The sequence below is a fragment of the Hyphomonas sp. L-53-1-40 genome, assembly GCF_000682775.1.
Taxonomy (GTDB): Bacteria; Pseudomonadota; Alphaproteobacteria; order Caulobacterales; family Hyphomonadaceae; genus Hyphomonas.
This window is the reverse complement of record NZ_AWFI01000015.1, coordinates 38,035-59,368: the sequence shown is the minus strand read 5'-3', so window position 1 is coordinate 59,368 and position 21,334 is coordinate 38,035. Positions and strand designations below refer to the sequence as shown.

At 58.2% G+C, this 21,334-nt stretch carries 21 protein-coding genes, 1 tRNA gene and 2 pseudogenes; 9 read left to right on the top strand and 15 right to left on the bottom strand.

The window, feature by feature from the left end:
* Positions 1–185: 185 nt before the first annotated feature.
* The 3 genes from L53_RS09415 to L53_RS09405 all read left to right on the top strand — a co-directional run bounded on the left by L53_RS09415 (position 186) and on the right by L53_RS09405 (position 1,991).
* Positions 186–944, top strand: coding sequence for a YebC/PmpR family DNA-binding transcriptional regulator (locus L53_RS09415; RefSeq protein WP_034814575.1), 759 nt, complete (start codon positions 186–188; stop codon positions 942–944).
* 109 nt (positions 945–1,053) lie between these two features.
* Complete coding sequence (locus tag L53_RS09410; RefSeq protein WP_034814572.1) at positions 1,054–1,674, top strand: hypothetical protein; 621 nt, start codon at positions 1,054–1,056, stop codon at positions 1,672–1,674.
* 5 nt (positions 1,675–1,679) lie between these two features.
* On the top strand, positions 1,680–1,991 hold the full coding sequence (locus tag L53_RS09405) for a transcriptional regulator (protein WP_034814570.1): 312 nt from the start codon (positions 1,680–1,682) through the stop codon (positions 1,989–1,991).
* Positions 1,992–1,994: 3 nt separating this feature from the next.
* On the opposite strand, the gene L53_RS09400 is transcribed toward L53_RS09405, so the two are convergent.
* The 15 genes and pseudogenes from L53_RS09400 to aroA all read right to left on the bottom strand — a co-directional run bounded on the left by L53_RS09400 (position 1,995) and on the right by aroA (position 16,433).
* Positions 1,995–2,438: a GNAT family N-acetyltransferase gene (locus L53_RS09400; RefSeq protein WP_034814568.1), complete on the bottom strand. Its 444-nt coding sequence runs from the start codon at positions 2,436–2,438 to the stop codon at positions 1,995–1,997.
* A 74-nt stretch (positions 2,439–2,512) separates the two neighbouring features.
* Positions 2,513–3,919, bottom strand: coding sequence for a dihydrolipoyl dehydrogenase (lpdA, locus tag L53_RS09395; RefSeq protein WP_034814566.1), 1,407 nt, complete (start codon positions 3,917–3,919; stop codon positions 2,513–2,515).
* 97 nt (positions 3,920–4,016) lie between these two features.
* The gene (locus L53_RS09390; RefSeq protein WP_034814564.1) at positions 4,017–4,385 is read right to left on the bottom strand and encodes a hypothetical protein; all 369 of its coding nucleotides are present in this window, start codon (positions 4,383–4,385) and stop codon (positions 4,017–4,019) included.
* Between the two features lie 78 nt (positions 4,386–4,463).
* The gene (locus tag L53_RS09385) at positions 4,464–5,090 is read right to left on the bottom strand and encodes a hypothetical protein (RefSeq protein ID WP_034814561.1); all 627 of its coding nucleotides are present in this window, start codon (positions 5,088–5,090) and stop codon (positions 4,464–4,466) included.
* A gap of 59 nt (positions 5,091–5,149) precedes the next feature.
* Positions 5,150–6,817 carry a serine protease gene (locus L53_RS09380; RefSeq protein ID WP_084333296.1) on the bottom strand — a complete coding sequence of 556 codons (1,668 nt, stop codon included), beginning with the start codon at positions 6,815–6,817 and terminating at the stop codon, positions 5,150–5,152.
* 73 nt (positions 6,818–6,890) lie between these two features.
* Positions 6,891–7,706, bottom strand: coding sequence for a ferredoxin--NADP reductase (locus L53_RS09375; protein WP_034814557.1), 816 nt, complete (start codon positions 7,704–7,706; stop codon positions 6,891–6,893).
* Between the two features lie 116 nt (positions 7,707–7,822).
* On the bottom strand, positions 7,823–8,341 hold the full coding sequence (locus tag L53_RS09370) for a rhodanese-like domain-containing protein (protein WP_051607771.1): 519 nt from the start codon (positions 8,339–8,341) through the stop codon (positions 7,823–7,825).
* Between the two features lie 98 nt (positions 8,342–8,439).
* A pseudogene (locus L53_RS17755) lies at positions 8,440–9,319 on the bottom strand (tyrosine recombinase XerC).
* A gap of 59 nt (positions 9,320–9,378) precedes the next feature.
* Positions 9,379–10,089: an SDR family NAD(P)-dependent oxidoreductase gene (locus tag L53_RS09360; RefSeq protein ID WP_034814554.1), complete on the bottom strand. Its 711-nt coding sequence runs from the start codon at positions 10,087–10,089 to the stop codon at positions 9,379–9,381.
* A gap of 144 nt (positions 10,090–10,233) precedes the next feature.
* Positions 10,234–10,641: a large conductance mechanosensitive channel protein MscL gene (gene mscL, locus L53_RS09355; RefSeq protein ID WP_051607770.1), complete on the bottom strand. Its 408-nt coding sequence runs from the start codon at positions 10,639–10,641 to the stop codon at positions 10,234–10,236.
* 105 nt (positions 10,642–10,746) lie between these two features.
* The gene (gene ihfB, locus L53_RS09350) at positions 10,747–11,046 is read right to left on the bottom strand and encodes an integration host factor subunit beta (RefSeq protein ID WP_034814550.1); all 300 of its coding nucleotides are present in this window, start codon (positions 11,044–11,046) and stop codon (positions 10,747–10,749) included.
* Positions 11,047–11,466: 420 nt separating this feature from the next.
* Positions 11,467–13,146: pseudogene (rpsA, locus tag L53_RS09345) on the bottom strand (30S ribosomal protein S1); the annotation flags it as partial.
* 146 nt (positions 13,147–13,292) lie between these two features.
* Entirely contained in the window at positions 13,293–13,931 is a 639-nt protein-coding gene (cmk, locus tag L53_RS09340; RefSeq protein WP_034814547.1) for a (d)CMP kinase, read from the bottom strand.
* A 33-nt stretch (positions 13,932–13,964) separates the two neighbouring features.
* Positions 13,965–15,059 carry an NADH:flavin oxidoreductase gene (locus L53_RS09335; RefSeq protein ID WP_034814545.1) on the bottom strand — a complete coding sequence of 365 codons (1,095 nt, stop codon included), beginning with the start codon at positions 15,057–15,059 and terminating at the stop codon, positions 13,965–13,967.
* Positions 15,060–15,110: 51 nt separating this feature from the next.
* Entirely contained in the window at positions 15,111–16,433 is a 1,323-nt protein-coding gene (gene aroA / locus L53_RS09330) for a 3-phosphoshikimate 1-carboxyvinyltransferase (RefSeq protein ID WP_034814542.1), read from the bottom strand.
* 118 nt (positions 16,434–16,551) lie between these two features.
* Here aroA and L53_RS09325 point away from each other — a divergent pair, with 118 nt between their 5' ends.
* The 6 genes from L53_RS09325 (at position 16,552) to L53_RS09300 (ending at position 21,322) form a co-directional block, all read left to right on the top strand.
* Positions 16,552–17,061: a TIGR02300 family protein gene (locus L53_RS09325; RefSeq protein WP_034814540.1), complete on the top strand. Its 510-nt coding sequence runs from the start codon at positions 16,552–16,554 to the stop codon at positions 17,059–17,061.
* Positions 17,062–17,107: 46 nt separating this feature from the next.
* Positions 17,108–17,183 (top strand) — tRNA-Ala (locus L53_RS09320).
* Positions 17,184–17,407: 224 nt separating this feature from the next.
* Entirely contained in the window at positions 17,408–17,647 is a 240-nt protein-coding gene (locus tag L53_RS09315; protein ID WP_034814538.1) for a DUF1150 family protein, read from the top strand.
* A 78-nt stretch (positions 17,648–17,725) separates the two neighbouring features.
* Positions 17,726–18,964, top strand: a complete 1,239-nt coding sequence (locus tag L53_RS09310; protein ID WP_034814536.1) for a parallel beta-helix domain-containing protein — start codon at positions 17,726–17,728, stop codon at positions 18,962–18,964.
* 11 nt (positions 18,965–18,975) lie between these two features.
* Positions 18,976–20,025 carry an SO2930 family diheme c-type cytochrome gene (locus tag L53_RS09305; RefSeq protein ID WP_034814534.1) on the top strand — a complete coding sequence of 350 codons (1,050 nt, stop codon included), beginning with the start codon at positions 18,976–18,978 and terminating at the stop codon, positions 20,023–20,025.
* 70 nt (positions 20,026–20,095) lie between these two features.
* Positions 20,096–21,322 carry a threonine ammonia-lyase gene (locus L53_RS09300; RefSeq protein ID WP_034814532.1) on the top strand — a complete coding sequence of 409 codons (1,227 nt, stop codon included), beginning with the start codon at positions 20,096–20,098 and terminating at the stop codon, positions 21,320–21,322.
* Positions 21,323–21,334: the final 12 nt, after the last annotated feature.

Sequence of the window (21,334 nt, the reverse complement as noted above, 5' to 3'; positions counted from 1 at the left end):
CGCAAGGTTGACGTTGACGTAAGTGTCAATTTGGCGCGGAAAATTTTGCAAAGCCGGGCTTCACGACCTGCGAAAACGCCATCCAAGGCCATAAAGGCCCGTTACACAGTAGGAGCTTGGCCGTTTCGCAAACCTGCGCTAAACGCCTCCCTTCTCCTGATCAGACCAAATTCGACGAGGGCTCCATGGCAGGCCATAGTAAATGGGCAAATATCCAGCACCGCAAAGGCGCACAGGACAAGAAGCGCGCCGTACTCTTCGCGCGCCTGTCAAAAGAGATCACGATCGCGTCCAAGATGGGCGGGCCCGATCCGGACGGAAATCCACGCCTTCGACTTGCGATTCAGAACGCCAAGGGCCAGTCCGTCCCCAAGGACAATATCCAGCGCGCCATCGACAAGGGCCAGGGCGGCGGCGGCGAAGATTATGTGGACATCCGCTATGAAGGCTTCGGGCCCGGCGGTGTTGGCGTAATCGTCGAGGCGTCAACGGACAACAAGAACCGTACGGCGACCGATGTGCGCACAGCCTTTTCGAAGAATGGCGGCAATCTGGGCGAAACGGGCTCTGTCTCGTTCAGTTTCGATCAGGTTGGAGAGATCGAATATCCTCTCAGCGTGGGCACCGAAGACGAAGTCATGGAAGCGGCGATCCTTGCGGGCGCACAGGACGTGGTATCCGACGCCGACAGCCACTGGATCTATACCGCTCGCGAAGACCTCCAGACCGTGGCCGACGCGCTGACCGAACATTTTGGCGAAGAAGTCGAAGCCAAATCGACGAAATTGATCTGGAAGCCGCAGAACAATGTCCCGGTAGACGGCGACGCCGCCGACACGTTGATGAAGCTGCTGGATGTGCTCGACGAATTGGATGACGTGCAGAATGTCTACGACAATTCCGAACTGTCCGACGCGGAAATGGCACGCCTCGCCGAGGGCTGAGTCAATCTACTGACCAAGTTCAAAGCTCCGTATTGGCATCCATGTGGATTGCTTGACATTTCCGAACATCAATATACTTTGTATTTCAAAGTTATTTGTGGAGACGAATATGAGCCCTCAATCCCTCACCGACGATCTTGCCTATGTGCGCGATCTGGCAGAAGCCGGACAGAAGGCGCCGCTCCTCGGTGGCCGCTTCCTGATCTTGTGGGGCGCCCTAACTACACTGGCCTATCTCGGTCACTACGCCATTGCGACTGGCATGTGGGGTCTTGCGCCCGTGGCGTTCGCTTTCCTCTGGATCGGCTATGTCGTCCTCGGAATGGGCGGCATGTTCATCATGCAGGCGGGCTTCTCTGCCCACAAGCCGGGCGCCGCCTCAGTGGGAAATCAGGTTTCTCGCATCGTTTGGCAGGCGGCAGGTTATTTTCTTGGCGCTTACTTCATGGGAGCCTTCATCGCGGCCCTGTTGGGCCAAGGTACCGCCGCCTTCATGTGGTCAGTCCCAATGGTGATCGGGCTCTATGGCCTGGCCCAATACGTATCCGGCGTGATGGCACAAAACCGCATCCTCTCTCTTAGCGGCAGTGCCGCCATGGCCAGCACATTGCCAGCGGTGCTCCTCATGCAGACGCCTTACATCGTGCTTCTCGGATCAGCCGTAGCGGCGCTCTGTGTCCTGTTACCCGGCCTTCTATTGATGCGGAACGAACCCTCGGAAACAGTGTAACGCCCATGCCCGAGAAAAACCCCTTCGATCACAACGACATCGACGATGTCATCCATGGGCGTCTCCGCCTCGGCATCATGGCTTACCTTTCCAGTGTCAGTCCCGCCATTTTCGGAGAGCTGCGCGACAAGGTCGGGGCGACAGATGGAAACCTGTCCACGCATTTGCGGAAACTGGAAGAGGCCGGATATGTCGAACTGGAAAAGCGCTTCGTTGGCCGCCGGCCCCAGACACGTATCCACTTGACTGAGCCGGGCCGAAAAGCCTGGATGGGCTGGCTGGACCGGATGCAGGCGCTGATGCGGGCAGCAGAATAAGGGTCAGGGTCCGATCAGGCGAATCTGTTCATTGCCGGCTTCGCCGGTCCGGGCAAAATCCTTCCAGCCCAGCGCCTCATAGGCCTTCCGCGCCGGCGAATTTTGCGCATCGACATCAAGCAGTAGCGACTCTCCCATCACGTCTCGCCCGACATGCAACAGGCCGCGACCAACGCCGCACAGGCGCCAATCCGATGCTACAAAGAGATGATCGACATAGCCGGAATCGGGACGCAGCGTCAGGAAGCCGACCACGCCCGCCTGCGGCTCCTCTGCGACCCAGGCCCGCGCCGTCGGCAGGGAGTTGAACAATTGTCTCAGATAGGGCGCCGCCGGCCCGCGCCACGGAAACTCTTTCAGGCAATCACGAAACAATTGATAGCACGGGCGATAGTCCCGGCGTTCAAAGTCGCGGATATGCCAGCCTGCTCCGGAATGTGTGTACATGTGAAAAGAGTGGGCCCGATACATGATCGGGTCCACTCTTTATCTCAGACACATTTCAGCAAATTGCCGAATGCCTACATTTGCATCGTCCAGCCTTCGATACCCATCGCCGCCTGACGGACCGCTTCCGACAGAGTGGGGTGAGCATGACACGTGCGGGCAATATCTTCCGAGGCCGCACCGAATTCCATGGCGACACAGATCTCGGCGATAAGTTCGCCAACGCCGACACCAACCATATGGACCCCAAGGATTCTGTCGGTCTTCTTGTCCGCCAGCATTTTGACGAACCCGTCTGTTTCATGGTTCGTGCGGGCGCGCGAATTGGCCATGAAGGGGAATTTGCTCTTCACATATTCCACGCCTGCTTCTTTCAGCTGCTCTTCCGTTTGACCGACCCATGCCATTTCCGGCTTGGTATAGACCACGCTTGGCACAAGGTCGTAGTTCACATGGCCTGCCTTGCCAGCGATCAACTCAGCAACGGCCGTGCCGTCGTCCTCAGCCTTGTGCGCCAGCATCGGCCCGTGAATGCAATCGCCCACAGCCCAAACGCCATCAGCCACTTTGAAGTGCCCATCGGTCACTTGCACAACGCCGCGCTTATCGGTTGTCCCTCCAACCGCTTCGAGGCCAAGGCCTTCCGTGTACGGCTTGCGACCAATCGCGACAATTACGACATCGGCGTCAAGCACCTCAGTTTCACCGCCTGCGGCCGGCTCCATGCTCAGCTTCAGTTTGGATTTGAGTTTCTCGACGCCGGTCACTTTCATGCCGAGACGGAAATTCAGGCCCTGCTTCTTAAAGATCTTCTGGGCTTCCTTGGCGACGTCCGCATCGGCACCCGGCATCACGCGGTCGAGATATTCCACCACAGTCACTTCCGAGCCGAGACGTGCCCAGACCGATCCCATTTCGAGACCGATCACCCCGGCCCCGATCAGGACGAGACGTTTGGGAATTGAGGTCAGCGACAGCGCACCGACATTCGTCACGACGCGTTCTTCATCGATCTCAATGCCTGGAAGGTTGGCTGGCTCGGAGCCCGTCGCGATCACGATGTTCTTCGTGTTCAGTGTCTGGGTCTTGCCATCGTGTCCTTTGACTTCGACTTTCCCTTTGCCAAGGATCTTGCCGCGACCTTTGATATAATCGACCTTGTTTTTCTTGAAGAGAAATTCGATGCCCTTGGTCAGGCCGTCAACCGCTTCGGTTTTCTGAGCCATCATCTGCTCGAGATCAATTTCCAGCTTGCCGGTCTTGATGCCCATGCCTTCAAACTCGTTCTGCGCTGTTGCGTAGAGTTCGGAAGCATGCAGAAGCGCCTTAGACGGGATACATCCGACATTCAGGCAGGTGCCGCCCAGCACGCCACGATCCTCGATGCACACGGTCTTCAGGCCGAGCTGTCCGGCACGAATTGCGCAATTGTAGCCGCCGGGGCCGCCACCGATAATGACGACGTCGTATGTCTCAGCCATGGGGAAATCTGCCTTGCTTAGAGGGCCCAGTAGGATTGAGCCGCCAAACTAGGCATTTTGCTTCTGAAATCAATGCGGCAGGGTCTGCTAGTTTGGATTAGCTGCGTTTCGTTACGACAAGCCCAGCGAAAAGCAGCCAAAACACACCGGTTATAACGACTTCATCCGTCCAGAGGATCGGATCAGCGCCTGACAATACCATCAGACCCGCTAGCAGGGTGAATACGAGGATTCCTGCCAGTGCGACCCAGCGTCCAAAACCTTTTCCAGCCATGATAGCGAGCCCGCCGAGCAGAATGAGCCCCGTTGCAACCAGTCGCACCAAGCTTGTAGGCGGTTGCATAAGCGCGTCCGACAGGCCACTGCCCCGATTAACCAGCATGTTGACGGTTGCTGCGCCGCCCCAGAACAGCCATCCCCCCAGCAGCGCCAGAACTAGTCCAATGATACGCCTTGCGCTCATCATGTTTGATCCTCATCCCTTTTATTGGAGAAGGTACGGCCATGACGGCACGACAGCAAATGCTATCTGGCTTTGGAACGCTCAGACGGCGCGGCGACGACGCGCATTCATCTTGCGGCCATGGGCGGCAAAGCTCGCGCGCTGACGAGCAATCGCAGCAGGCACAATGGCCGGCCGGACCGGTTTTGCCGGAACCGACCGCTTGCGCTGTTCCGGCAAGGGCTCACTGACAAGCACTGGCTGGGAAAGGACCAATGGAGCCACTTGCTCAGCGGATTCCGCCTTGCGCTGTGTCCGCAATCGCAATTCCCACACGGCGAGCATCAGAAGCACCGCACCAGCGCATGCCCCCGCAATGGCGCCTTCGGCTGCGCTGGGATCATTCCACCAACCGGGCTCGAACGTCACGAGATAAAGACACGGGATTCCCGCGACGACGCCCATAAAATACCACAGCACACCGCCCGGGCGACGCGCGGCAATCATTGCAGCCGAGCAATAGAAACACAGCGCCGCGAGCAGATAAGGCCCACCATGAGCAATGCCGAGCTGGCGCCAGTCCACGCTCTCCAAACCAGACGCGATATCATCCTGCACCACCCAGCTGAGCGCCATCATGATTGACGGCCACCGCACAGCCGTCAGCGCGCCGAAGGCAAAGGCGATGGCATATACTGTCAGCAGGATGGCAATGAGGCGGCGGAGCATCCCTCTCGCGTAACACGGCTACGGTAACTACCCGCTGAACGCGATGTTGCGAATTTGATCTATCTCGGGTCGTCGGACGGCTCGTCATTTCCTGTCCCGCAGATCCGCGAGTCGATGCAATAGTTCAGCACGCCCATGGCCAGCTTCGGTTCCGGCGGGACCGTCTCGGAGCGTACCTCGGGCTCAGCTAAGGCCACTTCGCCCGCCTCCGCAGCAGCAATGCGGAACAGCCCACGCACCGTTTGCTGTTGGCGCAATGCAGTCCGCACCAGACGGGTAATGTAATCCACCGGAGCATCAATCTGCTGAAAGCCCTGCTGGGGCGAAACCGGCAGGCGCGCATCTTCGGGCACGACCATGGCAATCATGGATTGAGGACCCAGCGGCGGCCCGGCCTGCAGGCCCGGTTCGCCGAAGATATCCTTTGCCAAGAACACGGTTTCGCCCGCCTCTCGCACCGGCCAGCGCCCCGCTGCTTCAACCGGGTTCGGATAGAGCTGGGTCAGGACTTCATCGGCATTGTAATCGAACAGAACCAGTTTTCCCCGCACGGGCAAGGTTACTTTCAGGTCGACCATTTGGCCGTTCTCGACAACAGACACGGGGTGGCCTGCCGCATTAACCAACGTGACCGGCATATCTTTGACAATAGAATCAAAATCGTGCTGCACGCTGGACACAAGGTCAGGTACGCCGCGCGTCGGCGGTGGCACCTGTGCATACTGAACAAAATTCGCATCAGGCACATAGGTGCGAATCCAGTCCGCATACGCAGATACCCGCGTATAGGCGCCGGGGCTCTCCTGCCGTCCGCACCCGACACCCCAACTGACAACGCCGATCTGGTAGGGACAACCATTCTTGTCGTATTTCACCAGCGGCCCGCCACTGTCGCCCTGACAGGCATCCTGTCCGCCCTGCTCCAGGCCGGCGCAGACCAGCGTGTTATCCACAATCAGCGACTGGTAATCCGCGGGATATCCTTCCAGCATGGAGGCCTTGCGAAGGCGCGACTGACACACCGATGCTGCCACGGTTGGGGCCGAAGTTTCCTGCAAGACGAGGCTCGGCGCAGCGAGTGCGAAATTGCGCGCATTCTGCCATTTGGTGCGTTGGCCCGGCTCCAGTTCCAACAAATTACCAAACCCGGCCACCCAAGCCTCCTCACCCGCCTTGGACAATCTGTCCGTCGTCGCATCTGTCGACAGGGTCGCAAGTGGTCCCTCCCATAGCGTGTCGAGTTTCATGAGCGCAATGTCCGCACCCTTGTAGATGTCTTCGGCGCCCGCATAAGCCGGGTGCGTGACAACCTCCGTTACGAATGAAGCTTGTGACCCTTCCGGGGTGCGCCCGAGATCGCCGGTGCCAAGCTGGACCCGAATGGCTGCGATCTTCCGCTCCGGCCCACCATCTCCTGCATCCTCGAAGGCGAAAACGCGTCCGCTCTGTTCCGAAACCCTGAAGCCTTCGACGCAATGTGCGGCGGTCAGGATCCATTCTTTCGAAATTGCTGCCGCGCCACAGACATGGAAGGCGCCCCGTTGCGTGTTCAGCTGGATCGACGCGATGCCCGGCCAGTTGGCAAGATGCGCGTTGACGCCGCCAACCACCTTGGCGCCAGTGGGCGTGTCCTCCACGCGACAGGCGCGATCCTGTGCAGATGCGCTAAAACCGGAAGAAATGGCGGCGGCCAAAAGCCCCACAGTCAAACTTGAAACTCTACGCATGTCGCTACGTCCTCCCGTACAGGAAGATTAACCATGCCAGCGCAAAAGCGCCAATATGCTTGTCGGGTCAGGCTTAGCCCGCAAAGGCCTTTTCGATGACGAATTCTGCTGGCGACGCGTTCGAGCCCTCGGTCAAGCCAGCCTTGATCATCAGATCCTTCACATCCTGGATCATCTCCATCGAGCCACAAATCATGACACGGTCGGTTTCCGGGTCCAAGGGCGGCACGCCGAGATCGTCGAACAGCTTCCCGCTTTCAATCAGGTCCGTGATGCGGCCCTTGTACTCATAGTCTTCACGGGTGCAGCTGCCATAGCGGCGCAGCTTGCCCTGAGCCAGTTCGCCGAGGAATTCATGATTCAGCGTCTCTTCCACGATTTCCTTGGAATAGTCGAGTTCAGCAGCTTCACGACAGGTATGGGTGACGATGACTTCGTCAAACTTCTCGTAAGTCTCTGGATCGCGCACAACGCTGGCGAAGGGCGCAAAGCCCGTCCCAGTCGAGAAACAATAGAGTCGCTTGCCCGGCACCAGCGCGTCATGCACCAGGGTGCCAGTCGGTTTCTTGCCCAGCAGAACCTTGTCGCCAGGCTGAATCGCTTGCAAGCGAGACGTCAACGGGCCGTCGGCGACCTTGATCGAATAGAATTCAAGCTCCTCATCCCAGCTCGGGCTGGCAATGGAATATGCGCGGAGCAATGGACGGCCGTCATCCTTGTATAGCCCGATCATCACGAACTCGCCTGACCGGAACCGGAAGGTCGACGGCCGGGTCAACCGGAACCGGAACAGCCGCTCCGTATAGTGTTTCACCTCGAGGACGGTTTCCTCGGTCGGCGCGTTCGGGTTGACCTTCTTGGCGGCAACAGGCGTCGCATCTGCAGTCATATCAGGGCATCTCGCTCTTGCATTATCTCGCGGCGTCACATGACGTCAGGCCGCACTGAATGCAATGCGTCAGATGAACAGTTGAGTTTTACTGAAGAGTTGGCGCTCTGGAAAGCCTAGAGCGGAGAGACCTCTCCCACCCAATGAATGGTGGGTTCCGCCAATGGGTAGGCTCCGTCCAGTTCATATATATTCTCGTAGCCATAGCCATAGAGATTGATGAAGGTCGGCACGTTCAACGCCAGCTCGATCCGTTTGACAGGAACAGGCGCGATATTGTCCGTGAAATTGTTGTTGCAATAAATCAGGATGCGCGTGTCTTTTGACGGGATCAGTTGTGCGAGCTTGTCATCGGTGAAGTCGGAGAAATTCAGATGAGCAGCACCGTCGATGTGTCCCAAGCGATAAGCTTCAGCGCTGCGCGTATCCAGGATAATCGTATCGCTATCGGTTTTCATTTCGCTGAACGTGTCGAGATCAATCAAACGCGAAGACCGGTAATCTGAGATTTCAGCTGAAAGGTCCACAAAGCCATCATAATCGACCTGGCTTTCCTGCGCCTGAGCCATTAGTCCGCACCCGATAAATGCGGCCAGCGTGATGAGCCCGAGAATTGCGTTTCCTTTGACACCCATGGCGTCAGTCCTCTCTGCGTACCTCTCGACAGTATCGCAGTAAGATTACCTCAAATTGAGGCGGGAATGGGCAATTTGAAAGAGTTTCCTAAGGCTATTCAGGCTCTTGGATGGGCGGCGGCATACACATCGCGCAAGCGCTCGGCATCCACGCCTGTATAGACTTGAGTGGTGGAAAGCGATGCGTGGCCCAGCAAAGTCTGGATCGCACGGAGGTCTGCGCCAGCCGCCAGAAGGTGCGTCGCGAAGGCGTGGCGTAGCGCGTGTGGCGTCGCCGTATCCGGCAAGCCGAGCACCGCGCGGAGCTTCTGCACCAACCCTTGAATCAGGCGCGGATTGAGCGCCCCACCCTTTGCGCCCCGGAACAACGCATCGTTGCGACCCAAATTGTATGGGCAAAGACTGGCATAGGTATCAACGGCCTCTCGCACTGCCGGTATCAGGGGGACGATCCTCACCTTGCCACCCTTTCCCGCAATTCTCAGTCGCTCCGGCGCCGGAACGTCTGCTCCGGTCAGCCTGAGTGCTTCAGAGATCCGCAGGCCCGCACCATAGAGCAGTGACAGTACTGCCGCGTCGCGCGCATTTATCCAGGCTTCGGAATCAGGGTCGGTCCCCGCTTCCTCAATCAAATCCTTCGCGGGCCAGCCGCTGTGGACGCTTGGGGCCCTGCAAATAGGCGATCTCCGCATTCTCAATGTCATGTGTGCGGCCCAGCCAGCGATACAGCGCCTTGATAGAGGACAGGAGCCGCGCGATTGAGGCATCTGACAATCCGTCCCGCCGGCGCTGGGCGAGGAAACTTCGCACGTCGCGAGCCTTCAGTTTGCCCAACCGGTGCGGCGTCGGTGCTTCGCCAAGATGCGTGTTCAGGAATCCCAAAAAGCCCGCAAGATCACTCTGATAAGCCTCGACCGTCTTGTCCGCCATACGGCGTTCGTCGGTCAGGTAGGCAGTAAAGGCGGCCAAGGTTTCCATCCTGCCACTCTGGCAGGCCGGTCTTAACTTTGCCTTGCGTCAGGGCATTGCGGAAACAGTCAAGGCTGGATGAGTTTTCCCGCCCAATCAAACACCTTGCCGGAATCATCTGGGTTCAGCGCGTCTACGACATCAAGCAGATGCCCTGCTGATTGCGCCGGGGAGAACAATTGCCTATCCGGAACATTGGCCTGGAACGGCTCGGACAATCCCGTCTCAACCGTGCCCGGATGGAGCCCAATGCAAATCGACTCCTTGTTTGTCCGACCACATTCAATGGCATAGTTGCGAACCAACATGTTGAGCGCGGCTTTCGATGCGCGATAGGCGTGCCAGCCGCCGAGACGGTTGCCGCTGATAGAACCGACCCGGGCTGACAGTGGCGCAAACACCCACCGGCCGGACCGAGGCATTCGACCCAGCATGTGTTTGGCAATCAATGCAGGCGCAATCGTATTCGCGGCGAATATCCGTTCGAAGGCATCCCGGCTCTGATGGCGATAGGATTTTTCGGGCTGGAGGCTCTCGCCCTCATGTAGTCGCCCGATAGCAACCATGCAGAGCCTGACATCTCCAGCTGAAGCCACCTCCTGTACGGCTGCTTCAACTGCGGCTTCATCCAGTGCGTCGGCCTTCAGGCCCTTTGCCCCCGCAGAGGCATCGCCGGAACGGGAAACACCAAATACGGTTTGATAGACCCCGCGCGTCAACAGGGCGTCCACCAAGGCGCGGCCTACACCACCTGATGATCCAAATACGACAGCATTCATGCCATTCAATCTAGGGCGAGGTGATGTGCAGGCAAAAAAGAAGGGCGACCAAACAGGCCGCCCCTCAATACTCTACCAGTTACTCTACTATCCATGAAGGTACACGAACTGTGCTTAACCTTTCATGAATATGTTGACGCACGCCTAGCTTTGTTTGGCCAGCAGGTTGCGAATTTCTTCCAGCAGCACTTCCTGGCGCGGTGGCGCAGCGGGCGCAGCCTCTTCTTTTTTCTTCATGTTGTTCATGCCCTTGATAATCATGAACATGACAAACGCCACAATGATGAAGGAGATGATCGCGGCGATGAAATTGCCCAGTTCGACGACTGCGGCTTCTTTTACCACTTCACCAGCGGCATTCACTTCAGCTGGCGTAATCGTATAGGCGATGGAGGCGAGATCAATGCCGCCCATGATGGGGGCGAGCAGGGGCAGGAATACGCCCTGAATGAAAGCCGTTACGACCGTTGCGAACGCGCCGCCCATGACGAAGCCTACGGCCATGTCGACCAGATTGCCTTTCAAGGCGAACTCTTTGAATTCCTTCAGCATCCCTATGCCCCTTTTTGCTAGGATCTTTCAATTAAGAGCGCGAACTAGGCCGTATATTTGCCAAGAGCGTCAAGTCGTCACACTCAGTGGAATAACAGTCGCAACCTAACGGGCTTCAGGATCCTCGCCGCCATTCACCCGGGCGCGCAGCTCCTTGCCAGCCTTGAAGAAGGGCACCGATTTCGCCGGAACTTCAACAGATTCCCCGGTGCGCGGGTTTCGACCTTTGCGCGCATCCCTATGGCGAACAGAGAACGCCCCAAATCCACGTAACTCGACACGATCTCCACGCGAGAGAGCGGATCCGATCTCTTCCAGAATAACATTGACCACACGCTCCAAGTCTTCCTGGCGCAGGTGACTGTATTCCACAGCGAGTTTTGCAATCAATTCGGACTTCAGCATGTCTTTGATATTACACGCATTTGCGGCGGGAGCGCTAGGCCCCCGCCGCAAACATTTCATCAATTTTAGAATACTGATCCGGAGACCGGATCAGTCGCCTCAGGCGTTGGCCAGTTCTTCCGACTGGGCCTTCCACTCAGCGCCTTTGCCGGATGTCCCGACTTCCTCTTCGAGGGTGGCGATCTGAGCATCCGTCAGCGCGGCAATCTGCCAGAAGTGGTAGATACCAGCTTCATTCAGCTTCTTCTCGAACGCCGGACCGACGCCCTTGATCTGCTTCAGATCGTCAGCATCGCCCTGAGGAGCGGACAGGCGGCCGCTCTCGTCCAGCGCAGACGCGTCGGCCGTAGCCACGCCATCCGTGCTCGGCGGGGTCGGGGTGACCTTTTCCGAGGTTTCCTTGGAGGTTCCGGACGAGGCCAGCGCTGCACCAAGGATATCGCCGAGCGACGCACCGGCATCTGCCGATCCGTACTGTGCAACGGCTTCTGCCTCTTCTGCGATTTCGAGGGCCTTGATGGACAGGGAAACACGGCGGGACGAACGGTCCACCGACATTACTTTTGCGTCAATCTTGTCGCCAACAGCAAAGCGTTCAGGACGCTGGTCTGCACGATCACGAGACAGATCGGAGCGACGGATGAAGGATTTCATCGCCGGGGAGCCGAACTCGATTTCGATACCGCCCGAGGTGATCTCGGTGACAGTACAGGTGACAATCGTGCCGCGCTTCACGCCGGAACCGCCATCTGCAGGTGCTTCGATCGGATCGCCGGACAGTTGCTTGATGCCGAGCGAGATGCGCTCTTTATCAACATCAACATCCAGGACTTTCGCCTTGACCATGTCACCCTTGTTGAAGGCTTCAATGGCTTGCTCGCCGGACTTGTCCCAAGCGATGTCGTTGATGTGCACCATACCGTCGAGGTCCGGGCCGAGGCCAACGAACAGACCGAATTCCGTGATGCCACGAACTTCGCCTTCGATTTCCGTACCGATCGGGTGCTCTGCGAGGAATGCGGTCCATGGGTTGTCCATGGTCTGCTTCAGGCCGAGCGAGATGCGGCGCTTCTCGGAATCGACGTCCAGAACTTCCACGTCGACTTCCTGAGAGGTCGAGAGGATTTTGCCCGGATGGACGTTTTTCTTCGTCCAGCTCATTTCGGAGACGTGGATCAGGCCTTCGACACCATCTTCCAACTCCACGAAGGCGCCGTAATCGGTGATGTTGGTAACCTGGCCCTTGAGGCGCGCACCAACCGGATAACGGATGTCGATGCCATCCCACGGGTCGGAACCAAGCTGCTTCATGCCGAGCGAGATACGCTGGGTGTCAGGGTTGATCTTGATGATCTGGATTTCGACTTCCTGACCAACTTCCACAACCTGCGACGGATGATTGATCCGCTTCCAGCTCATGTCGGTGACGTGCAGGAGGCCGTCGATACCACCCAGGTCAACGAACGCACCATAATCGGTGATGTTCTTGACGATACCCTTGCGGACGTCGCCCTCTGCCATGTCGGAAACGATCTCTGCGCGCTGTTCGGCACGGCTCTCTTCGAGGATTGCGCGACGCGAGACAACGATGTTGCCGCGAGCACGGTCCAGCTTGAGGATCTGGAATGGCTGGATTTCGCCCATCAGTGGGCCAACGTCGCGAACCGGGCGGATGTCCACCTGGCTGCCAGGAAGGAAGGCATTCACACCGCCAAGGTCGACCGTGAAGCCACCTTTGACGCGGCCGGAAATAGCACCTTTGACAGGCTCTTCGGCGTTGAAGCATTTTTCCAGTTTGATCCAGCGCTCTTCGCGGCGGGCCTTGTCGCGGGACAAGACAGCGTCGCCAAGGGCGTTTTCGATGCGATCAAGGTAGACATCAACGATGTCGCCGGCTTCCGGCTCCTTGTCTTCCATCGAGAATTCTTTGACCGGGATGCGGCCTTCGGTCTTCAGACCGATATCAACCAGCACGGCGTCATTGTCGATACGAATGACGGTGGCCGGAATGACCTGGCCTTCCTGCATTGCGCTGGCGGCCGTGGACGATTCAAACATTGCTGCGAAATCGTCGGTCGAGGGATTGAAGTTATCTGACATTTGGGTTCCTTCGGGCGGGTCGAACGGCTCAAGGCAGGCGTGCACTATTGCAGCCTGCTCAGAACGACCCGAGAGCGTGGTCTCTTGCATTTGAAGTGGTGCGGCCTGTTTGGATTTGAGGTCTCTCAAATGTGAGAGCAGCCCCTTCAGGCGCGGTTTCCACGGGCCATCGCCGCCTCAACAGCCGCAATCGCCTTTTCCACTGCGGCTTCTATAGTCAGGTCGGTCGTATCTATCAAGACAGCATCTGCCGCCATTTCGGCCGGGGCGTCCTTGCGAGACTGGTCTCGTTGGTCGCGAACGCGCAATTGCTCGATCACCGTTTCGAGGGCGATATCGCTTCCCTGCCCACAAAGCTCCTTCCAGCGCCGCGCACCGCGCACTTCCACGCTGGCATCCACCCAGAGCTTCGCATCCGCTTCCGGCGCAATGACCGTCCCGATATCCCGGCCGTCAAGCAGGGCACCTATCGGCTGGGTTGCAAAAGCCCTTTGCAGTTCAAAAAGAGCCCGGCGCACTTCCGGAATCGCCGCTACCACGCTCGCTGCCTTGCCAGCCTCAGCTGTGCGGAGGTCGGCCTCGTCGAAATCGGCAAGATCCAGGCTGCGGGCAACCATGGCGACGCCGTCTGCATCATCCAGCTCAACCCCGGCGCGCATCGCGGCAACACCGGTTGCACGGTACAGTCGCCCTGTATCCATGTGCGGCAAGCCGTAATGGGCTGATAGCCGCTTCGCGATCGTGCCTTTGCCCGACGCCGTAGTTCCATCAATGGCGATAATCATGGGGGCGGGAAGTGAGCGATCCAAAGGGGCAAGTCAAGCCGGGGCTGCCGTCGCCTCCACAAACCCTTTCCAGCCGCTCATATAGTCGATGAAGCTCTCGCCCAGCCCCTCCTGGCGCAGATGCGCGCGCGAAACCGGTAGCGCTGTCGGCTCGAAATCCGGATTGGCGGATACCTGTTTTGGGAAATCATGGTGCAAGATCGCCCCCCGACCGACCACAACGAAGTCGAGACCAGCCTCAACCGCTTCACGGCATTTCGCGGCTGTGGTCAGCTTTCCAGCCGCGCCCAACCGAACCTCGCCCCGCTCCAAGTCGGTGAACCAGTCGACGAGCCGGCGGTCCTGATAGGCTTCATCAACAGGCGTCTTGAACACGTCCCACAGTGAAAGATCCAGATAGTCGATTTGCCCCTCGGCCATGACCCGCCGTGCAACATCACGAACCTCCATCAGGTCCATGCCAAACCTTTCCGGCGAAAGACGCAGGCCAACCGAAAAGTCGTCCCCGCAGGCTGCGCGGATGCCGTCTACGATCTCGAAGGTCAAACGGGTCCGGTTTTCCAGATTGCCCCCGTAGTGATCATCGCGTTTGTTAATCTCGGCGCTGAGGAATTGGCAGAGCAGGTATCCATGCGCCCCATGCACTTCGACCCCATGGAATCCTGCCGCTTCGCACCGGACAGCCGCTGCAATGAAATTGTCGCGCGCCTGCTCCACTTCAGCAAGCGTCATCGCCCGCGCGCCGAATTCCTCATTGTCAGACGGACAGACTGGTTGCTGCCCCTCGATCAACTCGTGCGGCGTGCGCATGCCTGCGTGATGCAACTGCACCACTGAATGGCTGCCTGCGACATTGATGTTCGCGGCAAGTTCGCGGAGTCCCGGCAAGTGGGCATCATCATAACAACCCAACTGGCCCGGAAAACCGATACCGTGGGGATCAATCTGCGCCGCCGCCGTCATGGTCAGGCCAAAGCCGCCTTCGGCGCGCATCGAAAGCCAACGGATCTCGTCGGCGCTTAGCATGCCATCAGCATGGCTTTGTTGATTGGTGAGAGGGGCCAGCATGAACCGGTTTTTCAGGGCTGGGCCGTGCGCAAGAGTCAGGGGAGAGTTGAGGTCTGTCATACGACCAAGATGCCCGCTTATCGGGTCTGGTCAATTTTGACCCTGCGGAAATCAGCCTTCCGTTATTTCCGCGCCCAACTCGGCCATATGGCTCAGGAAGTCCGGATAGCTCGTCGCGATCATCGAGATGTCGTCAACACGCACGGGATTCTGAGACGCCGTTCCCATGACCAGCGCACTCATCGCAATCCGATGATCATGACGCGTCTCGACCAGGCCACCTCCCGGAGGCGGGCCGCCACAGCCCTGGACCGCGAACCCGTCTGGGCGTTCCTCGGCCTCAACCCCATTGGCACGCAGCATGGCAACAACAGCACCAATCCGGTCCGACTCCTTGACGCGAAGCTCTTCGGCACCGGTCACAATCGTCTCGCCATCAGCAAAGGCCGCCATGACACCAAGGATGGGGAATTCATCAATCATCGAAGGCACAAGACGTTCCGGAACCGCCTTGCCCGAGAGATGCGCCGACCCCGCATGGATATTGATCAGCCGCTCGCCAGCAGCATCCCCCAATTCTTCCGCGCCCAGATGCGCGCCCATCAGGTTTGCAACATCATAGAAGCCAGAACGCGTGAGGTTGGACATGACACCCTCAACCATCACATCGCCCTGCGGCGAGAGGATACCGGCCGCGACCAGGAAGGCGGCGGAAGACGGATCTCCTGGAATAGCCGCATCAATCGCTGACAACATCTGTCCGCCCGCCAGTGAAACGCGGACACCTTCGCTTCCAATCCGCTCGGTACCAACCGCAACACCGAAGCCGCGTAGCATGCGTTCGGTATGGTCGCGTGTCTGGCGCGCTTCTTCGACGATGGTGGTGCCTTCTGCGTTCAGTCCCGCCAGCAACACGGCCGATTTCACCTGAGCCGATGCAACAGGTGGCACATAGGTGATCGCCTTGAGACTTTCGGTCCCAACAATCGCGAAGGGCAACTGACCGTCCGGCCCCGCCGTATCCAGGCCCCGCATCAGGCGCAAGGGTTTCAAAATCCGATTCATGGGACGCGAGCGCAGGCTCTCATCCCCGGTCATCTCCACATTGATCGGATAGCCGGACACCAACCCCATCATCAAGCGCGAACCCGTGCCCGAATTGCCAAAATCCAGTACTTTGGTCGGCTGGACCAGTCCTTTTTCTCCGACACCGGTAACTTCCCAGGCGCCCGGCCCCGTCTGTTTCACCGTTGCACCCAGGGCCTCCATCGCCCAGCCTGTGCGGAGCACATCTTCGCCCTCCAGAAGTCCGGTAAATCGGCTCTTTCCTGCTGCGAGCCCCCCGAAGATAAGTGCCCTGTGAGAGCAGGATTTATCACCCGGCGCACGTATAACGCCCTTGAGACTTTTTACGGGTCGGCTGGTCCAGACCATTTCAGGTACATTCCGTGGTTGATTGACGACGTGAAATGGGGCTTTGACAGCGTGCGGCGTTCATGGCAAGCGCCCGGCCATATCAAATTCAGAGAAGACTTAAAGGAGGCTGTCTCCCATGTCGAAAGACAAACTTGGAACCAAACAGGTCTGCCCGTCCTGCGAGGCACGCTTCTACGACCTCAACAAACGCCCGTGCGTCTGCCCGAAATGTGGCGAGGAGTTTGACCCGGAAGACGAAGTCATCCGCACCACGATCACAAAAGTGAAGGCCAAGGCTGCTAAGGCCGCAGTCAAGACCGATGATGATGACGAGGATGACGACGACGAGGACGACTCAGCCGCACGCGCAAATGATGACGACGACGAGGATGATGAAGTCGACGAGGAAGCTGCCAAGGAGCTTGGCGGCGACGAAGAAGAAGTGATCCTGGAAGGCGCATCCGAAGACGACGAGGACGGCGACACACCAGCCAAGGTTCCTGCCGGCTTCAACGAGGAGGGTGTCGACGATGATGACGATGACGTCCTGCTGGATGACGACGACGATACCGACTTCGAAATCGACGCAGATGGCGATGATGATGACGACGATCTGCCGCTCGATGACGAGGATGATGAAAAATAAACTTGAATCACGGAAGCGGCGGATGTAACTGCGTCGCTTCCGGTTCGGGGCCATAGCTCAGTTGGGAGAGCGCTTGCATGGCATGCAAGAGGTCGTCGGTTCGATTCCGTCTGGCTCCACCATTTTCTTCGTTGCGCAAATCTGGCTCGCGCGGGAAGTCGATGTCCTGAACGTCACATGAATATTTCGGCTGCACAGTAGCACATCATCGTGATGCGATGCCTTCAAGATGCCCTAATGTCGGCCTTGAACGGGAACCTTTATCCCCCACCTTTATTGTGAACAGTGGAACAGATCGTTCCGACGTTCGGCATGTCTGTCTCTTGCGACGGAAAGGATTGGAGCGATGACAACAGAACTGAAAACGAACCCGTTTGAAAACGATGCCTTCGTATATATCCGCCATCTTGATGCCGGCGAGCTTTCGGGGATTCTTCCCGCGAACGCCATCGACCAGATCGACGAGCCTGAAGACTTGTTCGTCGTGGCATCTGCCGACGGAGTCCGCCTGGCCGTAGTCCAGGGGCGTGAAGCCGCCTTTGCTGCCGCCCGGTCGCACGACCTCAAACCCCTGAGCGTGCACTAGGATACGATTTCAAACTAATACTTGCCTTTCCCTCCCCTTGGATTGAAATTCGATTCAAACCAAGGGGAGGGTTGAACTTTGAAACGCATTATTCTGGGCTCTGTGTCTTTGAGTATTGCCGCGCTGGCCTCATGCGGCGATTCCGCACCAAAAGATGATGCCGCCCCTGCCGCTGGCATAGTTTCGGCCGAAGGTGATTTTGCTACAAATTTGCAGACAGCCCTCATCGAGGCTGTTTCCGGCAGCACCGTCGAGCTTCCTGAAGGCCATTTCCGACTTGAAACCGGGCTTTCCCTCGACGTGGACGGCATCACTCTCATTGGCGCCGGATCGGACAAGACGATACTCGATTTCTCCGGCCAAACCGGTGCCGGCGAGGGCCTTCTGGTTACGTCGGACGATGTCACGCTGGCGGAATTCTCCATTCGCGACACCAAGGGCGACGGCATCAAATCCAAAGGAGCGGACCGGATCACTTATCGCGACCTGATCGTGGAATGGTCTGGCGATCCCGATGAAAGTAATGGCGCGTACGGCGTATACCCGGTCGAATCACGAGACGTGCTCGTCGAGCGCGTTGTTGTACGCGGTGCATCCGATGCGGGTATCTATGTCGGCCAGTCCAAAAACATCATCGTTCGCAATTCGGTTGCGGAGTACAATGTTGCCGGCATCGAGATAGAAAATTCGATGAATGCGGACGTTTACGGAAATATTGCCCAGCACAATACTGGCGGCATTCTTGTTTTCGATCTACCTGACCTGCCGCAAACGAGCGGACATTCGACGCGCATTTTCGACAATCAGATCATCGACAACAACACCCGTAACTTCGCCCCTGCCGGTAATATTGTGGCAGGCGTGCCATCCGGAACGGGCGTCATCATCATGGCCAACCGTAACGTGCACGTGTTTTCGAACAATTTCTCAAACAATCGCTCGGCCCACATTCTGATGACAGCCTATCCTGAACCCTTCAGCGACAAAACATATAACCCTGTGCCTCGTGATGTCGTCCTTGTTGGCAATTCCTATTCTGGTGGCGGCGACGACCCCCAAGGCATGCTGCAACCCATCGCCGAAGCCATGGGAGGCATCCTGCCGGAAATCGTCAGCGATGGCGTGGTCGCATGGGAAGGCGGCAGTGTTCCGACAACCAATATCTCAATTCAGGAGGATGAGTCGGTCGGCTTCATCGATCTGGGCATTGGCAAATATCCTGCTGATCCAGCCAGCATCGCACCATCCAACCAGCGTCCCGGTGCTACCCCCGTGGAGCAGCCATCGGCAGTCGTACTGCCACAGGATGCAAACTAGCGGGCGCTACGATGATTGCGCGCCTTTCTCTGATTACCTGCCTGCTGGTATCAGCCTGTGGCGGTTATGATCGCGCGGCCGCGCCATCACTCGAAACAATCCTGAGCGACACGCCCGCCAAAACGCTATCAGAATACGGATTGTTTACAGACAGCGCCGCTGCGACGCCCGCAAAAGAGGTCTTGGCATATGACCTCGTAAATCCCCTCTTCTCCGACCACGCCGTAAAGCATCGCTTTGTTTTTGTGCCGGGTGGCGAACAGGCAGTCTACTCGGACAAGGAAGTCTTCAGCTTTCCTGTCGGTACCGTACTGGTAAAAACCTTTTCCTTCGCGCCGGACATGCGGACGCCCGACGCAGATCAGTACAAGGTGGAGACAAGGCTCCTGATTCACAAGGAAGATGGTTGGGCCGCGTTTCCTTACATCTGGAACGAGTCCGGCACCGAGGCGACCTACGCGCCCGCGGGCAAGCAAGTGAATATCGACATGATCGACCCTTCCGGAACGCCTCTGGGCATTCGCTACGCCATACCGAACAAGAACCAGTGCAAGACCTGCCACCAAAGCGGAGATACGGTTCTACCGATCGGGCCAAAAGCGCGAAACCTGAATCATGACGGGCCGACAGGCTTCAGCCAACTCTCCAACTGGCAGGCCCGCGGCATAATCGACGGTGTCCCGGCTCATCCACCCGTGGTCCCTCCCGTCTGGGATGCGAGCCTTGCTGTCGAGCCTCGCGCCCGCGCATATCTGGATATAAACTGCGCCCACTGCCACAAGGCCGATGGATCCGCCTCCAACTCCGGCCTCTGGCTCGCCTGGACCGAAACCGAGCCTGTAAAGCTTGGTCTCGGCAAACATCCGACTGCCGCCGGGCGCGGTTCAGGCGGGCTAAGCACGGTCGTCGAACCGGGTCAGCCCGACCATTCGATCCTGGTCTTCCGCATGGCCTCTGACGAAGCGGGTATCGCGATGCCGGAACTCGGCCGCAGCGTGATTGATGAAGACGGCCTGTTGCTGGTCCGGGAATGGATTGAAAGCCTCGACGGGCAGGAGTAGTTCCAGCCTTGCCCTTGTCGGACCGCGCGCATAGGGTGCGCGCGTTTTGCACCCTCAAGAATGGCTCATCATGCCCGACACCCACACACCAGATCTTCCCGTGACCCTGTCCGATATCGAAGCGGCCGCCAGCCTGCTTGAAGGCCAGATCGTTCACACACCGCTGAACCTGTCTCGGACCCTGTCTCATATTACCGGCGCAGAAGTGTGGGTGAAGTTCGAGAACCAGCAATTCACCGCGGCATTCAAGGAGCGCGGCGCGCTCAACAAGCTGTCAAAACTGACCGACGACCAGAAACAACGTGGCGTGATCGCGGCGTCTGCTGGCAACCACTCACAGGGCGTGGCCTATCATGCGCGACGCTTGGGTATCCCGGCGACCATCGTGATGGCCAAGACCACCCCGTTCAGCAAGGTCGAGCATACGCGTAGCCACGGCGCACGCGTCCTGCTGGAGGGGCTGATCTTCGACGAAGCCAAACAGTATGCCATGGAGGTTTGCGAGCGCGACAACCTTACCTTCCTGCATCCTTTTGATGATCCGGACATCATCGCGGGCCAAGGCACGATCGCACTGGAAATGCTGGCAGCCCAACCTGATCTCGACACGCTGGTTGTCCCGATTGGCGGGGGCGGACTGATCAGCGGTATCGCCATTGCGGCAAAAGCCCTGAAGCCGGATATCCAGATCATCGGCGTGGAGGCGGCAATGTATCCTTGCATGCATGCCGCTCTTCGTGGTGAGACGCCAAAAACCGGGGGCGCGACGATCGCGGAAGGCATCGCCGTGAAGGAAGCAGGTGAGTTGACCCGTCAGATCTGCGCCGAACTGGTCGACGACATCGTTCTCGTTGAAGAAGAACATCTTGAGCGCGCCATCACGCTGTACGCGGAAGTCGAGAAGACCATCGCCGAAGGCGCAGGCGCGGCCGGCCTCGCAGCCCTGATTGCTCATCCCGCCCGCTTTCAAGGCCGCAAGGTCGGTCTGGTGCTCTGCGGCGGCAACATCGACACGCGCTTGCTGTCCTCAGTGCTGACACGCGCTCTCGTCCGTGAACACCGCCTGACTTCTATCCGGATCATCGGCGACGACCGGCCCGGCCTGCTCGCACTCGTCTCCAAGATTATTGGCGACCAGGGTGCCAACATCATGGAAGTTGCGCACAATCGGATCGCGCTGGATGTGCCCGCCAAGGGGGCGGAATTCGATATCCTGATTGAGACACGCGACGCACAGCATACGCAGGAAGTGATCGATGCATTGGCGCAGGCAGGCTATCCTCCGCGCTCACTTTGATCGATATATCAG

What these genes read in the sequence shown, in the direction of transcription:
- L53_RS09390 (WP_034814564.1), bottom strand. Translation starts at nt 4,385, where the DNA reads ATGATGAGCGCAAGGCGTATCATTGGACTAGTTCTGGCGCTGCTGGGG.
- L53_RS09370 (WP_051607771.1), bottom strand. Translation starts at nt 8,341, where the DNA reads ATGGGTGTCAAAGGAAACGCAATTCTCGGGCTCATCACGCTGGCCGCA.
- lpdA (WP_034814566.1), bottom strand. Translation starts at nt 3,919, where the DNA reads ATGGCTGAGACATACGACGTCGTCATTATCGGTGGCGGCCCCGGCGGC.
- L53_RS09375 (WP_034814557.1), bottom strand. Translation starts at nt 7,706, where the DNA reads ATGACTGCAGATGCGACGCCTGTTGCCGCCAAGAAGGTCAACCCGAAC.
- L53_RS09380 (WP_084333296.1), bottom strand. Translation starts at nt 6,817, where the DNA reads ATGCGTAGAGTTTCAAGTTTGACTGTGGGGCTTTTGGCCGCCGCCATT.
- ihfB (WP_034814550.1), bottom strand. Translation starts at nt 11,046, where the DNA reads ATGCTGAAGTCCGAATTGATTGCAAAACTCGCTGTGGAATACAGTCAC.
- L53_RS09305 (WP_034814534.1), top strand. Translation starts at nt 18,976, where the DNA reads ATGATTGCGCGCCTTTCTCTGATTACCTGCCTGCTGGTATCAGCCTGT.
- cmk (WP_034814547.1), bottom strand. Translation starts at nt 13,931, where the DNA reads ATGATTATCGCCATTGATGGAACTACGGCGTCGGGCAAAGGCACGATC.
- L53_RS09385 (WP_034814561.1), bottom strand. Translation starts at nt 5,090, where the DNA reads ATGCTCCGCCGCCTCATTGCCATCCTGCTGACAGTATATGCCATCGCC.
- aroA (WP_034814542.1), bottom strand. Translation starts at nt 16,433, where the DNA reads ATGGTCTGGACCAGCCGACCCGTAAAAAGTCTCAAGGGCGTTATACGT.
- L53_RS09300 (WP_034814532.1), top strand. Translation starts at nt 20,096, where the DNA reads ATGCCCGACACCCACACACCAGATCTTCCCGTGACCCTGTCCGATATC.
- mscL (WP_051607770.1), bottom strand. Translation starts at nt 10,641, where the DNA reads ATGCTGAAGGAATTCAAAGAGTTCGCCTTGAAAGGCAATCTGGTCGAC.
- L53_RS09400 (WP_034814568.1), bottom strand. Translation starts at nt 2,438, where the DNA reads ATGTACACACATTCCGGAGCAGGCTGGCATATCCGCGACTTTGAACGC.
- L53_RS09410 (WP_034814572.1), top strand. Translation starts at nt 1,054, where the DNA reads ATGAGCCCTCAATCCCTCACCGACGATCTTGCCTATGTGCGCGATCTG.
- L53_RS09405 (WP_034814570.1), top strand. Translation starts at nt 1,680, where the DNA reads ATGCCCGAGAAAAACCCCTTCGATCACAACGACATCGACGATGTCATC.
- L53_RS09360 (WP_034814554.1), bottom strand. Translation starts at nt 10,089, where the DNA reads ATGAATGCTGTCGTATTTGGATCATCAGGTGGTGTAGGCCGCGCCTTG.
- L53_RS09315 (WP_034814538.1), top strand. Translation starts at nt 17,408, where the DNA reads ATGACAACAGAACTGAAAACGAACCCGTTTGAAAACGATGCCTTCGTA.
- L53_RS09415 (WP_034814575.1), top strand. Translation starts at nt 186, where the DNA reads ATGGCAGGCCATAGTAAATGGGCAAATATCCAGCACCGCAAAGGCGCA.
- L53_RS09335 (WP_034814545.1), bottom strand. Translation starts at nt 15,059, where the DNA reads ATGACAGACCTCAACTCTCCCCTGACTCTTGCGCACGGCCCAGCCCTG.
- L53_RS09325 (WP_034814540.1), top strand. Translation starts at nt 16,552, where the DNA reads ATGTCGAAAGACAAACTTGGAACCAAACAGGTCTGCCCGTCCTGCGAG.